This is a genomic window from Achromobacter sp. UBA5777 (assembly GCF_002418565.1).
GTDB lineage: Bacteria > Pseudomonadota > Gammaproteobacteria > Burkholderiales > Burkholderiaceae_B > Achromobacter > Achromobacter animicus.
This window is the reverse complement of sequence record NZ_DIEJ01000075.1, coordinates 1,813-17,051: the sequence shown is the minus strand read 5'-3', so window position 1 is coordinate 17,051 and position 15,239 is coordinate 1,813. Positions and strand designations below refer to the sequence as shown.

17 protein-coding genes, 1 tRNA gene and 1 riboswitch are annotated in these 15,239 nt (G+C 65.0%); of the genes, 7 read left to right on the top strand and 11 right to left on the bottom strand.

Going from position 1 to position 15,239, the window contains the following annotated elements; translation table 11 throughout:
* The coding region (locus B3446_RS05310) for an electron transfer flavoprotein subunit alpha/FixB family protein (RefSeq protein WP_291378144.1) at window positions 1-539 on the top strand (539 nt) is incomplete at its 5' end.
* 91 nt (window positions 540-630) lie between these two features.
* Here the strand turns inward: B3446_RS05310 and B3446_RS05305 are convergent.
* Window positions 631-1,644 (bottom strand): LysR family transcriptional regulator, encoded by a 1,014-nt coding sequence (locus B3446_RS05305; RefSeq protein ID WP_291378142.1) that lies wholly within the window; start codon window positions 1,642-1,644, stop codon window positions 631-633.
* A 32-nt stretch (window positions 1,645-1,676) separates the two neighbouring features.
* Window positions 1,677-2,480 carry an N-formylglutamate deformylase gene (gene hutG / locus B3446_RS05300; protein WP_291378140.1) on the bottom strand — a complete coding sequence of 268 codons (804 nt, stop codon included), beginning with the start codon at window positions 2,478-2,480 and terminating at the stop codon, window positions 1,677-1,679.
* Window positions 2,481-2,744: 264 nt separating this feature from the next.
* On the opposite strand from hutG, the gene B3446_RS05295 reads away from it, so the two are divergent.
* Window positions 2,745-3,428 carry a MarC family NAAT transporter gene (locus B3446_RS05295; protein ID WP_291378138.1) on the top strand — a complete coding sequence of 228 codons (684 nt, stop codon included), beginning with the start codon at window positions 2,745-2,747 and terminating at the stop codon, window positions 3,426-3,428.
* A gap of 308 nt (window positions 3,429-3,736) precedes the next feature.
* The gene (locus tag B3446_RS05290; protein WP_191577353.1) at window positions 3,737-3,919 is read left to right on the top strand and encodes a hypothetical protein; all 183 of its coding nucleotides are present in this window, start codon (window positions 3,737-3,739) and stop codon (window positions 3,917-3,919) included.
* Window positions 3,920-3,954: 35 nt separating this feature from the next.
* Here the strand turns inward: B3446_RS05290 and B3446_RS05285 are convergent, their stop codons facing one another.
* Complete coding sequence (locus B3446_RS05285) at window positions 3,955-5,241, bottom strand: LLM class flavin-dependent oxidoreductase (protein WP_175185130.1); 1,287 nt, start codon at window positions 5,239-5,241, stop codon at window positions 3,955-3,957.
* A 214-nt stretch (window positions 5,242-5,455) separates the two neighbouring features.
* Window positions 5,456-5,562, top strand: a riboswitch (TPP riboswitch).
* Between the two features lie 101 nt (window positions 5,563-5,663).
* Here B3446_RS05285 and B3446_RS05280 point away from each other — a divergent pair.
* Window positions 5,664-7,115, top strand: coding sequence for a sodium:solute symporter family protein (locus B3446_RS05280; RefSeq protein ID WP_291378134.1), 1,452 nt, complete (start codon window positions 5,664-5,666; stop codon window positions 7,113-7,115).
* 64 nt (window positions 7,116-7,179) lie between these two features.
* On the opposite strand, the gene B3446_RS05275 is transcribed toward B3446_RS05280, so the two are convergent.
* Both B3446_RS05275 and B3446_RS05270 read right to left on the bottom strand, forming a co-directional pair.
* Entirely contained in the window at window positions 7,180-7,602 is a 423-nt protein-coding gene (locus B3446_RS05275) for a type II toxin-antitoxin system VapC family toxin (RefSeq protein ID WP_291378133.1), read from the bottom strand.
* Entirely contained in the window at window positions 7,599-7,856 is a 258-nt protein-coding gene (locus B3446_RS05270; protein WP_191577356.1) for a FitA-like ribbon-helix-helix domain-containing protein, read from the bottom strand. The genes B3446_RS05275 and B3446_RS05270 overlap by 4 nt, the downstream gene beginning before the upstream one ends.
* Window positions 7,857-8,258: 402 nt before the next feature.
* Here B3446_RS05270 and B3446_RS05265 point away from each other — a divergent pair, with 402 nt between their 5' ends.
* On the top strand, window positions 8,259-8,957 hold the full coding sequence (locus B3446_RS05265) for a metallophosphoesterase (RefSeq protein WP_291378131.1): 699 nt from the start codon (window positions 8,259-8,261) through the stop codon (window positions 8,955-8,957).
* A 147-nt stretch (window positions 8,958-9,104) separates the two neighbouring features.
* On the opposite strand, the gene B3446_RS05260 is transcribed toward B3446_RS05265, so the two are convergent.
* The 5 genes from B3446_RS05260 to B3446_RS05240 form a co-directional block, all read right to left on the bottom strand.
* Window positions 9,105-9,180 (bottom strand) — tRNA-Ala (locus B3446_RS05260).
* Between the two features lie 70 nt (window positions 9,181-9,250).
* Window positions 9,251-10,033 carry an exodeoxyribonuclease III gene (gene xth, locus B3446_RS05255; protein ID WP_175185134.1) on the bottom strand — a complete coding sequence of 261 codons (783 nt, stop codon included), beginning with the start codon at window positions 10,031-10,033 and terminating at the stop codon, window positions 9,251-9,253.
* Between the two features lie 289 nt (window positions 10,034-10,322).
* Window positions 10,323-10,544, bottom strand: a complete 222-nt coding sequence (locus B3446_RS05250) for a hypothetical protein (protein ID WP_063952506.1) — start codon at window positions 10,542-10,544, stop codon at window positions 10,323-10,325.
* A gap of 87 nt (window positions 10,545-10,631) precedes the next feature.
* Window positions 10,632-11,414, bottom strand: a complete 783-nt coding sequence (locus B3446_RS05245) for a 3-oxoacyl-ACP reductase (RefSeq protein WP_175124167.1) — start codon at window positions 11,412-11,414, stop codon at window positions 10,632-10,634.
* Between the two features lie 17 nt (window positions 11,415-11,431).
* A complete protein-coding gene (locus tag B3446_RS05240; protein WP_291378126.1) occupies window positions 11,432-12,235 on the bottom strand; it encodes a FadR/GntR family transcriptional regulator in 804 nt (267 codons plus the stop codon).
* A gap of 291 nt (window positions 12,236-12,526) precedes the next feature.
* Here B3446_RS05240 and B3446_RS05235 point away from each other — a divergent pair, with 291 nt between their 5' ends.
* Both B3446_RS05235 and B3446_RS05230 read left to right on the top strand, forming a co-directional pair.
* Entirely contained in the window at window positions 12,527-13,963 is a 1,437-nt protein-coding gene (locus B3446_RS05235; protein WP_291378154.1) for an aldehyde dehydrogenase family protein, read from the top strand.
* Between the two features lie 129 nt (window positions 13,964-14,092).
* Window positions 14,093-14,797 (top strand): riboflavin synthase, encoded by a 705-nt coding sequence (locus B3446_RS05230; RefSeq protein ID WP_056569982.1) that lies wholly within the window; start codon window positions 14,093-14,095, stop codon window positions 14,795-14,797.
* Between the two features lie 72 nt (window positions 14,798-14,869).
* Here the strand turns inward: B3446_RS05230 and B3446_RS05225 are convergent.
* Window positions 14,870-15,239 (bottom strand): MlrC C-terminal domain-containing protein (locus B3446_RS05225; protein WP_291378123.1); only part of this gene is annotated, 370 nt, incomplete at its 5' end.

The following is a 15,239-nucleotide window of genomic DNA, read 5'->3' as shown; positions in this document are numbered from 1 at the left end:
CGATCGCGACGGTCAAGAGCGGTTATCCGGTGGTCGTGGCCACGATCCGCCCCACGGCATTCGATGCGGTGTCTGCCGAAGGCGGCAGCGCCACGCTGGAAGCGGTCGAGGCCGTGGCGGCGGCGGGCTTGTCGCGATTCATCAGCCGCGAGATCGCGGCGTCAGAACGCCCCGACCTGGGCGGCGCGCGCGCCGTGGTGTCGGGCGGGCGCGGCCTGGGTAGCGCCGAGAACTTCAAGCTGCTGGATCCCCTGGCCGAAAAGCTGGGCGCGGCGCTGGGGGCCTCGCGCGCGGCCGTCGACGCGGGCTATGCGCCCAACGACTGGCAGGTCGGCCAGACCGGCAAGATCGTCGCGCCGGACCTGTACGTGGCGGTCGGGATTTCGGGCGCGATCCAGCATCTGGCGGGCATGAAGGATTCCAAGGTCATCGTTGCCATCAACAAGGACGGCGACGCGCCGATCTTCGGCGTGGCGGATTACGGGCTGGTGGGTGATTTGTTCGAGGCCGTGCCGGCGCTGACGTCGTCGCTGCCGTGATGGATGCGGCGTTGGCGCCGCTGAACGCGCCAACGCCGCGGGCAGCCCTTCGCTGCCGAAGCCCGCGTTCCTGGCGCCGCGGGCTTTACGTTCAACGCCGCAGGCTGCGCCACAGCGTGGCCGGCGGCAGCCCCAGCGCCGGGGCCAGCTCCTTCTGGATCAGGCGCTCCATGGCCATCAGGATCACGTCGCGCGCCTCGGCAGGCAGCTTGCCTACCTCCTGTTGGCGCGCGGCCAGATACAGCGTGCGCGACAGGGCCGGATCGTCCGCCCGCGCCGCGCCCAGAAAGGGCGCCAGCGGCAGCACGCGCAACTGGTCCAGGAAATGGCGCGATTGCCAGATGCACAGCGGTGTGCTGATGCCGAAGCCCAGCCCGGCCGTGACCAGGCTGAGCAGCGGATCGGTATTGTCGAATTCGTAGGTGCGCTCGATCATCACGCCGTGCGACTCGACCAGCCGGTCGATCTCGGCGCCGATGAACGAACGCGCGCTATAGCGGATGAACTGGGCGCGCTGGCCCAGCTCCTTCAGTGTGTTGATCCTGTCCATGCTCATCGAGCGCGGCACGATCAGCACGTAGGGCTCGCTGAACAGACTGTACTTGCGGATGGTGGGCTTTCCTGCCGATGCGCTGGTGGTGACGACGAGGTCCAGCTGCCGGTCTTCCAGCTGCTTGTCCAGCACGGGCGTGATGCCCGACCACAGCCGGATCTGGCGCGACGCGCCGGACAGGCCGTGGATCAGGGTCGGTCCCAGCGTGCCGGCAAACGAGTCCACGCAGCCGAAGCGCACGATGTTGCGCTTGGCCCGGCTAAGGTTGCGCACGCTTTCCGTCATGTCGCCGGCCTGCGCCAGCAGCCGCGCGGCGTGTTCGAACAGCAGCTCGCCGGCCGGCGTGGGCCGGGCAGGGCGGGTGCTGCGGTCCAGCAGTTCGGTCGACATGGCGGCTTCAAGCTGCTTGATCCGCTGCGACACGGCCGCCTGCGAAAAACCCAACAGCCGCGCCGCGCCCGAGACCGACGCCGCTTCCACCACCGCCACCCACGTCAGCAGCAGGCTCCATTCCGGATAGTTTTCCGTGCTGGTGAACGAAAAGCGGTTCATGGCGGGGGCGTCGGGCGGCGATTCAACAGGGCTTAGCGCTGGCGCGCGGTGGTCTGGCGCAGCGCGGCAGTCACCATGCCTTCGACCACCGGAATGACCTTGTCGGCCAGATCGGGGCGATAGCCGTACGGGTATGTTTCGTCCATGTAGGTGGACTGGCACATCTCGAGCTGGATGGCGTGCACGTTGTCAGCCGGCGAACCGTAGTGGCGCGTGATGTAGCCGCCCTTGAAACGGCCATTGACGGCCCAGGTGTAATCCTTGCAACCGTTCAACTGCTCTTGCACGGCGGCCAGGATGTCGGGCGCGCAGGAGGCGCCGTCGGACGTGCCGATGTTCAGGTCGGGCAGCTTGCCCTCGAAAAGGCGCGGCAGCACGCTGGCGATCGAGTGCGCTTCCCACAGCAGCACCGTGCCGTGCTCGGCCTTGATGCGGTCGATTTCCTCGCGCAGCTTGGCGTGATAGGGCTTCCAGTACGCCTCCAGGCGCTGGGCGCGTTCCGCGTCGGTCAGCACGGCGTCGTTCTGGTAAAGCGCATCGCCGCGAAAGGCCTGGGTGGGGCACAGGCCGGTCTTGGTCTGCCCGGGATACAGGCTTTCGTCGTTGGGCGGGCGGTTCAGGTCGACCACGTAGCGCGAATAGCGCGCGCCCAGCACGGACGCGCCCAACGCCTGGGCGAACTGATACAGGGTGTCCAGATGCCAGTCGGTGTCGCCGGATTGCAGGGCAACGTCCGTCATGTGCGGACGCTGCGCGTCGGGAATCTGGCTGCCGAGGTGGGGAATGGAGATCAGCAGCGGGGCGGTGCCGCGGCTGAATTGAAAGAGGTCGGTCAAGAGGAAACTCCGGGTGGCAATGGCAATGCGCCGCGGCAGAGCCGCAGGCAACGGGCGCTTGTATGCTAGGCAGCACGGCCCGCTGCGGGAATTGCATCAGTTTAATGGATGCTGATGATTAGCCGCGCCGATGCTCATGGCGATGGCCGCGGCGTGGTCACGGTGAGCCGCGTTCTGGGTCGCGCGGGTCAGCCGCGGCCCGTGGACCGAGCTGCGGGGCCGCGTGAGGTAGAGTAGACGGCGCGCACACTCTAGCGAGCGGACATGATTGATGAACTGATTCAACTGGGCAAGCTCGTCAGCCTGGGTCTGGCGCTGATGCTGCCGCTGGCCAATCCGCTGACGTCCATGACGCTGCTTCTGTCGCTCGGCCAGCAGATACCGTTCAAGGAACGGCAGAAACAGGTGACCCAGGCGGCGTTCTACGTGGTCGGGATCATGCTGGTGACCTACTACGCCGGTGCGCTCCTGATGCACACCTTCGGCATTTCCATCCCCGGCCTGCGCATTGCGGGCGGACTGATCGTGGTCAGCATCGGCTTCAGCATGCTGTTTCCGTCGGACCAGCCGCGCGCCCTGGAGGCCGAAGCTGCGGCCGACGCGCAGGAACGCCACAGCCCCAACATCGCATTCGTGCCCCTTGCCCTGCCCGGTACGGCGGGACCCGGCACGATCGCCATGATCATCAGCGGCGCGTCGTCGGTCGATTCGGCCATTGCACCGGACTATGCACGATGGGTGGTGGGCGTGGCCCCGGTCATCGTGTTCGCGCTGCTGGGGCTTTTGTTCTGGGTCTGCCTGCATTTCGCGGGCCGCATCGTCGCCGTGATCGGTAAGAGCGGCGTCGAGGCCATCTCACGCGTGATGGGATTTCTGCTGGTCTGCATGGGTGTGCAGTTCGTCATCAACGGCGTATTGGAGATCGTGAGCAAGTATCCCGACTTGTAGGTGGCATAGCGTCATGCTTTGCGTCCATGCATGTCGGCGCGGCGCCGGGCAGGCCAGAAAGTCACGCGGATTTTGATTTCACCCCGTTTCGTGAAGCTTGTAGAAACATGATCTACGCTACATTACATTTTTGAATTTTCGCCCTGGGCAGTCATCCTTGCCCGCGGCGGCAGTTTTTGTATGTGCAACATCCTCATTGAAGACAAGATCAGGCAGTGCGCGGTAGCCCGCGAATCCATCGCGGTTGGCGCGCCGAAGTGCCGATCACGCACCCGCGGTACTGTCGCCGCAATCTCCAAGCGTGCGTCATGATGGCCTGGCTACCCTTGATCGTGTTGGGACTGGTGGTCAGCGGCGTAGTCACCGCCTTGATGCGTGAGCCTGGCGTTCGCCTTTACGACTGGATCGCCACCCGCGCGCGCCGGCCGCAACCGGCGGCCCTGCGGCGTATCCCCGAAACCGAACGCGAACCATTGACCCAGACGAGCTGATCCACGCCACGCCTGTCAGACCGGCGTCTGTCCTGTCAGCGGCCCGGTCGTTCCAGGCCCAGATGCCCGCGAAGCGTGGCGTGTTCGTAGTCCTTACGGAATAGCCCGCGCTGTTGCAGCACCGGCACCACCTGCTCCACAAAGTCGTCGATGCCGCCAGGCAGCGACGGGGGCATCAGGTTGAAGCCGTCGGCCCCTTCGTTCCTGAACCAATGTTCCATCCGGTCTGCGATCTGCTCCGGTGTGCCCACCATCGTGCAATGCCCACCGCCCGCGGCCAGCCGGCCGAGCAACTGGCGCACAGTGGGCTGCTCGGTTTCGATGATGCGCAAGATGGTGCCGTAACGGCCCTTGGGGCCGGTGAACTCGGACAGCGGGGGCAGGGGCGGCACGGGCGCGTCCAGTTCCCAGCCCGAACAATCCTGCAGAACGAACGTGCCAAGTTGGCGCAATGAGGCGTCCGCGGGCAGCAGTTCGTCCAATTCGCGCTGCTTGGCGCGGGCTTCGGCTTCGGTCGAGCCGACGTAGGTCACGAGGCCCGGCATGATCGGCACGAACGCGTCGCGGCCAGCGGCCCGGACACGTTGCTTGATGTCCCGGTAATAGGACTGCGCGGCGGGCAAGTCGTAGGCCACGGCATAGATGGCTTCCGCGCGGCGCGCCGCCAGATCGCGGCCCTGATCCGAGGCGCCCGCCTGGAATAGCACCGGGTGCCCCTGCGGCGGTCGCGGCACGGTAAGCGGGCCGTCCACCAGGAAGTGTTCGCCATGGTGATCTATCTTGTGCAGGCGGTCCGGCACGCCGAAGTGCCCGTTGCGGTCGATGACCAGCGCGTCGTCGTCCCACGAGTCGAACAGCCTCAGCGCAACGTCGACGAATTCCTCGGCGCGCGCGTAGCGCCAGTCGTGGCCTGGCATGGCTTCGTAACCATGATTGCGCGCCTCGGCGTCGAACATCGAGGTCACCACGTTCCAGCCCATGCGACCGCCGGAAATGTGATCCAGCGAGGCCACCATGCGCGCCGCATGAAAGGGCGTGAAGAACGTGCTGGACACCGTGCTGATCAGGCCGATGCGCGTGGTGGCGCGGGCGATGGCGGCCATCGTGGTGAGCGGTTCGAGATACCAGCGCGGCCCGTCGCCGATGTTGTCCATCGACTGGCCGTCGGCGAAGAAAATGGCGTCGAGCTTGCCGCGCTCGGCGGTGCGGGCCAGGCTTTCGTAGTAGCTGATGTCGCCCAGCCGCTCGGCCGCCGAGTCCGGGTGGCGCCAGGCCGCGCGATGGTGGCCGCAGCCGAAAATGAACAGGTTCAGGTGCATCATGGCGATCAGCTCGTCGATTGCGTCATCAGTTGCGTCATCAATTGCCGCGTCCGGCACGCCCTCGGGTGCCGCAAGCGGGCGAACTTAGCATAAAACCGGAGACCGGCGCCCTTGCGGGGGTGGGGCTTGCGCAGCCCGGCGCCTGCCCGGCATCCCCGGCCCAACGCTTATCACGCCGCGCGTTGACATCGCCGCGCCGCTCTCCTAACCTTGCGGCAATTCCTGGGGGAGCCCTGTACGGGCTGAGATTCCGCGTCTACGCGGTAACCCTTTGAACCTGATCCGGGTAATGCCGGCGAAGGGAAGGACTCCGCAAGTCTCTCGCGCGCCCTCCCTGATTCCATTCATCTTGCGGCCTCCCTGACGGCGGGCCGCCGCGTTACGCGTCCGGCCTCAGGCCGCCCGCGGGAGGACCGACCTTCATGTTGACCCAAATCACCGCCCTGATATGGCTGCTGCTGTTCTCGGGCGGGTTCGCCGTGGCCAGCGTGCTGTACACGCGGCGCAAGCGCAGCACCCTGGAAGACTACATCGTCGCGCGCAACAGCCAGGGGTCGTTTGGCACGATCCTGACGCTGATGGCGTCCACGTTGGGCGCGTGGATTCTCTTCTCGCCGGCGCAGGCCGCCACCTGGGGCGGGCTGGCCGCCGTGATCGGCTACGCGCTCGGGTCGATGTCGCCGCGCCTGGTCATGATTCCGCTGGGCCGGCGCATGCGCGAACTGATCCCTCACGGCCACACGCTGACCGAATTCCTGATGGCGCGCTACGGCCGGCCCATGTATGGCCTGGCGCTTTTCATCATGCTGTTCTACCTGTTCATCGCGCTGTCGGCCGAGGTTACCGCCATTGCCAAGCTGGTCGCGATGCTGGCGCCCGTGCCGCTTTGGGCCACCGCCGCCATCGTGATGGGGACGACCTTGCTCTACACCACCTATGGGGGCCTGCGCTCGTCCATCTTCACCGATCAGGTGCAGATGATGATCATCGTGCCGCTGCTGGTGGTGCTGTGCGTCGTCGGCTGGCAGGCGGCTGGCGGCGCATTGCCCACCATCGAAGCCCTGCAGGCCAAGGCGCCGCAACTGCTGGATCTGACCGACCCGGTGGGCGTGAAGGCGGGGCTGACCTTCTTTGTCGCCATTTTGCTGACCGGCATCTTCCACCAGGGCAATTGGCAACGCATCTATGCGGCCCGCGACACCCGCACGATGCGCAACGGCTTTCTGCTGGGCGGCGTGCTGGTGGCGCCGTTCATCTTTTTGATGGGTCTGTTCGGCCTGGCGTTTGTCGGTTTGGCGCCCGAGGGCGACAGCTCGATCGCGCTGTTCAGCGTCATCATGCCGCACGCCCCGGCGTGGTTCGTCATCGCCCTGATTCCGCTGGGCCTGTCCCTGGTCATGAGCACCGCCGACACCGCCATCAGCGCGGTGTCCAGCATCATCGCGGTCGACCTGCGCCGCCTGATGCCCAACGCCGGCGGCGCCACCATGAAGCGCCTGGCGCGCTGGCTGGTGCTGCTGATGGCGATTCCCGTGATGATCGTGGCGTCGCAAGGCTACAGCGTGCTGTACCTGTTCCTGCTGGCCGACCTGCTGTGCTCGGCCGCCGCCTTCCCGGTGTTTTACGGACTTTTCAGCCGTAAGCACGATGGGTTCACGGCGACCACGGCAACCATCACGGGGTTGATCGCCGGGCTGTTCTTCTTCCCCGCCCCGGGGGACAAGCCGACCTTTCTGCTGGAATCGTTCCTGCTGGCGGCGTTTGTGCCGGTGGTGACGACGGTGCTGATCCGGCTGGTGATGCGCGGACGGAAGGAGTTTGATTTCTCGACGCTGAGCGCGGCGGTGCGGCGGTTGGATAAGGAGACGGTTTGAGGGGGGCGCAGTTAAAGACTGCGCGGCATTCGTGCGCCGACGCAGCGCCCGAATTCCCTCAGCCTTAAACGTCGTTCCAGGGGTTGATGACAGCGACGTCAGCGGCCTTGAAAGGGGCCGTATCGCGGCTGGCAACAATCATGCCGCGCGTTGCTGCCGTTGCTGCGATGTAGCCGTCGGCTGAGCTGATGGCTTTACCCGCTTTGCGCGCCTTCGCCATCATATGGGAATAGGCGCCCGAAGCCTCCAGGTCGAATGGCAGGATGCGCCCGAAGAATGCCGGCAGCAATTCTTTTTCCAAGAGTCGGCAGAAGTGATCGCGTCGCTTGCTTGATGGCATGACCGCCAACCCAAGTCGCAGTTCCGCGATGGTGATGGCCGATATGAACAATGTCTCGGAGTTCTGGGCATCTATCCACTGCATCACTTGCGCGGAGGGTTGTGGCTTCCAGACTTCCGAAATGACGTTGGTATCAAGAACGATCATTCAAAATCCATCGGTTTGGCAGGTCGCTTGTCGCGAACCCCGTTGATGGATTCAACCTCTGTTTCGGTCAGAGGACCGGCTTTGTGGGCGAAGGACGCTAGCAGAGAGCCAATCTTGAGGCGCCCCTCGGGTCGTGCTGCCTGTTCAAGAATGGCGCGAACTTCTGCTTCGGTGCTTCGGCCATGCTTGGCGGCGCGCGCACGCAGCGCGCGGTGAACTTCGTCGGGAATATTGCGGACGGTGATCGAGGCCATGATGTGGAACCTCTCGGCGTAAATTGATGTCATTTTATTGATTTGATATCACCGTCACAAGTTTGTCTGTTTAGGAACGCGGAGGTCTTTCGCGGATGCCAAGGTGGATACAAGCGTTGATGAGATTCAGCGTCGGCGCGTGGGGGTTATCGGTTAAAGATGCGGCGCGCGGCGCTGCCGCTGAATATGCCTCGATTGTGTGCTCTGTCTAGGAATGGCGCTACGCCGCGGCTAGAAAAATCAGACGAAGCGACAGAAAGGTGGCGTCCCATGACGATAGCGTGCTGAAGGCGGTGCGAAGGGGTGAGGCGGAACTCCCGGCTTAAACTCGCTGATTGTCCGAAATTTGCCTGCAAATTTCGGACAGCCCTCAACTTATAAGGATGATTCGGGGGACGTCGGGTGGAAGCAGCTCAAAGGTCCGGAAATCTGCGTGTAGAGCGCTTTGGTCTAAACACCAAAGGCCGCGACCTTGCCGTTGGCGACATTCACGGCCATTTCGGCCGGCTTGAAGCCGTGCTTGCCGCAGCCCGGTTTTCCCCCGAGCATGACCGCTTGTTCGCCGTCGGCGATCTCGTTGATCGCGGGCCAGAGTCCGCCGAGGTTCTGGCTTGGCTAGAGCGCCCCTGGTTTCATGCGATCTGCGGGAATCACGACCTCATGACGTGGCGGCGCGCCATGAACAACCCCATTCCCGACGTGGATCATCGCCTCCATGGCGGCGAATGGCTGGACGCGTGCGATGGCGACACCCAGGTCCGCATCGCTACATGCCTGAATGCCTTGCCGTTGGCCATCGAGGTGGAAACGCCGGGCGGTGTCGTCGGTCTGGTGCATGCCGACTTTCCCTATGACGATTGGCAAGCCATTCATGGCGCCGGCTTCAGTCTGGACGATGAAGACGCGTGCCTGTGGTCCATCGACCGCTATCGAATGCAATATGCCAAACCTGTCCGAAACGTCCGTGCGGTGGTCCACGGACACATGACGCTGCGCAAGCCGGCGCAGCTGGGCAATGTGTACTACATCGATACGGGTGGTTGGCAGGACGGGGGGCGGTTCACGCTGCTGGATCTGCACACGCTGAAGCCTTGCCGTTGAAACGATTAACGCTGTCGCGCTCGCCGTACAAATATTGCCGTTCCACAGGCGGGCTGTACGTTCCACCTACGGGCCGTAGAGATCCTGCCCGTAGAAACAAAAAAGCCTTGGCACACAAAAGTGTCCAAGGCTTTTCCGTCTGGAATTTGGTGGAGCGGAGGAGGATCGAACTCCCGACCTTCGCATTGCGAACGCGACGCTCTCCCAGCTGAGCTACCGCCCCAAATCAAGCAAGACCAGAAATATACAGGAATTCCCCCCGGCTGCGCAACACGCGCCGGCGCCGATATTTTTCAGACAAATGCGAGCGTGGCGATGACCGGCGCGTGGTCCGACGGTTGCTCGTTGCGGCGGGGTTCCTTGTCGATGACGCAGGCGGTGCAACGCTTGACCAGCGGGGCGGACAGCAGCACGTGGTCGATGCGCAGGCCGGCGTTGCGGCGGAAGGCGAATTGGCGGTAATCCCACCACGTAAACGACTTTTCCGGCTGCTCGAACAGGCGGAACGAGTCGGTCAGGCCCACGTCGATCAGCGAGCGCAAGGCCTGGCGTTCCGGTTCGGACACCAGGACCTGGCCTTCCCACTTTTCGGGGTTGTGCACGTCTTCGTCGGCGGGCGCGACGTTGTAGTCGCCCAGCACAGCCAGGCGGGGAAATTGCTTGATCTCTTCGGCCAGCCATTTGCGCATGGCTTCGAACCATTCCAGCTTGTACGCGTATTTGTCGGACCCGACCGACTGGCCGTTGGGGCAGTAGGCGCAGACGACGCGCACGTCGCCTTCGGGGCTGGGGAAGGTCAGGGCCAGGACGCGCTGCTGCGGGTCTTCAAAGCCGGGGATGTTGCGCACCATCGTCGTGCCGGGCACGCGGGAAATGATGGCGACGCCGTTATAGGTTTTCTGGCCGGCCCACACAGCGTGGTAGCCGGCTTCCTTGAAGGCCGCCTCGGGGAACTTGTCGTCGGTGAGCTTGAGTTCCTGGATGCACAGCACGTCGACGGGATTGGCGGCGAGCCAGTCGAGGACCTGTTGCAGGCGCACGTTCAGGGAGTTGACGTTCCAAGTTGCGAGTTTCATGTTTTGTTCAGATGTTTGTTTACGCGGCTCTCGGGGCATCGCGTCGGCGTGACGGGCCGATGGCTTCAAATCCGGCTTCGATGGCGTCGTTGAAACGAGAGCAATTCGGGGGGTCGAGGCCGCCCCATGCAGATGCGGAATGATACCGCGCCGCCATGACGCGCTTTTTTGCCCGGCCTGCGCATATTGAGTGTCTGACACCGGCCAGCGGAGCTCCACCGCCGCCGCAAGGTGTCAGACACGCACAAACAAAAACCCCGATTCCTGCGAATCGGGGTTCTGGCTTTTGCTATTCGCTGATGTGATTGAATTCAACCGATCCCGGCTCGATTCCCCCGCGCCGCAGCCGGCCGTCGACATCGTCCGGATTTCCGCCCGCTGCGTCCGCCGCCGGCAAGTCCAGCCAATTCGCCAGTTCCTGCTTTGCTTGCTGGCTGTCGGATATCCCGCCATTGACCAGCGCCACGCCGTCGCTGCCGTCGAGCTTTCGATAACTGATCTGTGTCTTCATCTTGCCTCCTGGGTTGCGGTGGATTTGCCGGTCCACCGTAACACACGACGCATTAGCGTCATCCGGGGGGCTTCCCGGATGCGGCAATCAACCCTTCACCAGTCCGCCGTCGACAATCAGGTTTTGCCCGGTCACGGCGCGCGACCAGGGGCTGGCGAAGAACAGAACCGCGTCGGCGAATTGCTCCGGCGTGGTGACTTCGCGCAGCGGGGTGCCGGCGGCGATCATGTCGAAGACGGCGTCGGGGGTGGCGGCCGAGGCGTCGGTGGTGCGCAGCAGGCCGCCGGACACCATGTTGACGGTGATGCCGTCCGCGCCCAGTTCGTGGGACAGGGTGCGGGTAAAGGCAAGCAGCGCGGCCTTGGCGGCGGTGTAGTCGTGGTACGGCACGACGGGGTTCTGGACCAGGTTGGTGCCGACGTTGATGATGCGGCCGCCGCCAGCGGCGCGCATGCCGGGCAGGGCGGCCTGCGTGGTGTTGAGCGCTGCGCGCACGCTGCCTTCGATCTGGGCGTTCATCTGCGCCCAGTCCAGCGTGTCGGCGTGGGGGCGGGCGTCGCCGTTGAACTGGAAGGCGGGCAGGGCGTTGTTGACGATGGTGCTGACCGGCTGGCCAAAGTGCTGGCTGGCGCGGGCGACCAGGGCGGCGACGGCGGCGGGGTCGCGCACGTCGGCCTGCACGGCCAGGGCGCGGTCCGGGGCGGAAGCCGCCAGAGCCTCGGCGCGCTCTGCGCTGTTCAGATAGTTGATGACGACATTGGCGCCTTCACGCAGGAAGGCCTGCGCGATGGCGGCGCCCAGGCCGCGGCTGGCGCCGGTGACGATGACGAGTTGCTGGTTCAGGTTCAGTTGCGGGCGTTGCGATGACATGGGGTACGGCTTCCTGCTCAGTGTTCCGAGCCGCTATTTAGCATGCGGCTGCGGGCTTTTTCGATATGGGCGCGCATGACGTTGCGCGCGCCCTCGGCATCCTGATCGCGGATCAGTTTGTAGATGTGGCGGTGTTCGTCGATGGCGGCGCGCGTGCGCTTCCAGGGTTCGCTGTGGACCAGATGGCGCATGACGTTCACGGCGTGGCTCACGTCGTATTCCAGCGACTTGAGCACCTGCACGAAGCGCTGGTTGCCGGTGGCCGTGGCAATGGCGCGATGAAAGCCATAGTCGTGATGGTGGGCGATGGCGCCCGATGCGTCGGCCTCTTCGTAGCCGGTCAGCATGCGGTCCATTTCCTGCAGGTCTTCGGGTGTGCGGCGCAGCGCGGCCAGGTGCGCGCATTCGGGCTCGATCACCATGCGCAGTTCCAGGCCTTCCAGGATGTGGCCGACGCGGCGCGCGGGGTCCACGGCGGGCATGCCGCCCATCAGGTCCGGTTTGGACTTCACGTAGGAGCCCGATCCGCGGATCGAGTCCACGAGCTGGTCTTCACGCAGCCGGTCCAGCGCCTGGCGCACGACGGGCCGCGACACTTCAAAGAGCGCGGCCAGTTCCAGTTCGGTCGGCAGCTTGCTGCCGGGGGCGATCTTGCCGGTGGCGATCGCATAGAACAGGCTTTCGTAGACGCGCTCGGCAAAACGCTCGGCGCGGACATAGCCCAGGCCGGACGCCACCTCGGCCAGCACGTCCAGTTCGGGACGGGGGCGGGTGGCCGCGGCCAGCAGCGATTCAAGCTGCGGGTCACGCACGTTGCTCATCGGGCGCTCCTTCAAGTAGGGACGGGTTGTCATGCGGCATGACTAACCGGCGGGCCGCTAAGCCCCTGAAATATTAGGGATAACCCGATCATCCAGAAAAATATCCTGAAGGTTGGGATTAAAGCTGTCATTCCAATTGACAAGTTGCGGAGGCCTCCCGTACCTTGCCATTCAAACCACAACGCCCGCGCGCACGACGCGCCGGCGGCGCGGCCGGCCCAGCTGCCGGCAAGCGCACCGAGACATGCAGCTTCCCCCAACCGGCCGTTCGGCCGCTACTTTACTCCGCACATCGTGACTCAGAAGAACTTTATCGCCAACCAATGGGTGGCCGCGGCCACCGGTGAAACCATTCCCGTCCTGAACCCGTCCGATGGCAAGCCGTTCGAGGAACTGGCCCGCTCGAACGAAGCCGACGTCGGCCGTGCCGTGCAGGCCGCGCGCCAGGCATTTGAAGGCGAGTGGGGCCAGATGGCGCCCGCCGTCCGCAGCCGCCTGCTGATGAAGATCGCGTTCGCGCTGCTTGACCGCCAGGAGGAACTGGCGCAGCTGGAATCGGCCGACACGGGCAAGCCCATCAAGCAGGCGCGCGCTGATGCCGCCGCCGTGGCGCGCTATTTCGAGTTCTACGCCGGTGCGGTCGACAAGCTGCACGGCGAGACCATTCCCTACACGCCGGGCTTCACCGTGCTGACCGTGCGCGAGCCGCACGGCGTCACCGGCCACATCGTGCCGTGGAATTACCCCCTGCAGATCTTCGGCCGCAGCGTCGGCGCGGCACTGGCCGCGGGCAATGCCTGCGTGGTCAAGCCCGCCGAAGACGCCTGCCTGTCGCTCTTGAAGCTGGCAGAGATCGCCGCCGAAGTCGGCCTGCCTGCCGGCGCGCTGAACATCGTCACGGGCTACGGCCATGAGGCCGGCGCCGCGCTGTCCGCGCATCCGGGCATCGACCACATCTCGTTCACGGGCTCGCCGCAAACCGGCAAGATGGTCGCGCATGCCGCCGCCGAAAACCACGTGCCCGTCACGCTGGAACTGGGCGGCAAGTCGCCGCAGATCGTGTTTGACGACGCCGACCTGGACGCCGCGATGCCGGTGCTGCTGGGCGCCATCATCCAGAACGCCGGCCAGACGTGCTCGGCCGGCAGCCGCGTGCTGATCCAGCGCGGCGTGTACGAAACCGTGCTCAAGCGCCTGTCGGAAGCGTTTTCCGCCACGGTGACCGGCCCGGCGGCGGCAGACCTGGATGTCGGTCCGCTGATCAACGCGCGCCAGCAGGACCGCGTGCGCGGCTTCCTGGCCGAAGCCGAGGCGCAAGGCATGAAGGTCGCCGCGCGCGGCAAGCTGAAGGACGGCACGCCGGAAGCCGGCTTCTATCAGCCGCCCGTCCTGTTCCGCGATGTGCCGCCGGACAGCCGCCTGGCGCAGGAAGAAGTGTTCGGTCCGGTGCTGGCCGCCATGGTGTTCGACACCGAGGAAGAAGCGCTGGAAATCGCCAACGGCACGCTGTATGGCCTGGTGGCGGGCGTGTGGACGCGCGACGGCGGCCGTCAGATGCGCCTGGCCCGCAAGCTGCGCGCCGGCCAGGTGTTCGTCAACAACTACGGCGCGGGCGGCGGCGTGGAACTGCCGTTCGGCGGTTCGCGCCAGTCGGGCTACGGCCGCGAGAAGGGCTTTGAGGCGCTGTACGGCTTCACCAGCCTGAAGACCATCGCGATCCGCCATTGATCCCGCGTGCAGGGCGGCCGCGAGCAGGGCAATGATCCCGGCAGCGGCCCACGGCAAGGCCCCCGGCAAAATATCGGTTAACGTTGATGTTTTGCTTCCGGGGCCTGCCGCCCCGCATTCAGGATCCGTATGTTCACCGGTATTGTTCAAGGCACCGCGAAGATCGCCAAGATCGCGGATCGCGAAGGCCTGCGCACCTTCACGCTGGATTTCCCCCCTGGTTTCTGCACTGACCTGGCCATCGGCGCCAGCGTGTCGACGGACGGCGTCTGCCTGACCGTCACGGAGATCCTGTCCGAAAATCAGGCCACGTTCGACGTCATGCTGCAAAGCCTGGCGATTACCACGCTGGGCAGTTATGGCGAAGGCGACAGCGCGAATGTGGAGCGCGCGGCCAAGGACGGCGCCGAGATCGGCGGCCATCCGTTGTCGGGCCACGTGGATTTCACGTCGCAGGTGCTGATGGTGAAGTCCTCCGACACCAACCGCCTCATGCGCTTCAGCATCCCCGAGGCGTTCCGCAAATACGTGTTCGCCAAGGGCTACATCGCCATCAATGGCGCCAGCCTGACCGTGTCGGAAGTGAACCGCGCTGAAGGCTGGTTCGAAGTCTGGCTGATCCCCGAGACGCGCCGCATGACCGTCTTCGAGGACAAGCAGGTGGGCGACGCGGTCAACATCGAGATCGAGCGCAGCACGCAGGTCATCGTGGATACCGTGCGCGAGACCGTTCAGGAAAGCCTGGGCAAGCTGCAGCCGCTGCTGGAAGCGATCCTGAAGGAAAAGGGTCTGACGCTGGAAGACTTCGTCAGCCCGCAGGGCAAGCTGAAGTAATACCGCTTGATAGCGGCCACTGCGGCCGCCTTCGACAACATGGCCGGCGCCTTTGCGCCGGCCATGCCGTTTTCACGCCGCCGCGAACGGCCGCCCCTGCGGCCGCACCCGCATCCCGGGCGCCAGACGCGTCCACGGCAGATCCGCGGGATCGGCCTGCATCGGGCCGGGTGCCTTGGCCACCAGCACCTCGTGCGCGATGGGCTGGAAGTCGGCCCGGAAATGCACCGAGCTTTTCACTACCAATATCCCCATCTCCTCGGGCTGCACGCCGCCGACGCGGAACAGGTTGCGGTCCAGCATCTGCGCCTTGCCGGCACTGACCACCACCCGTACGCCGCCGATCCGCAGCGTGGCCGTTCCGCCCAGGTCGACGTCCATGCCGTTCATCATCGGGCCGTCAAAGCGCAGCTTGCCGTCCGATAAGGCTTCGACCACAAAC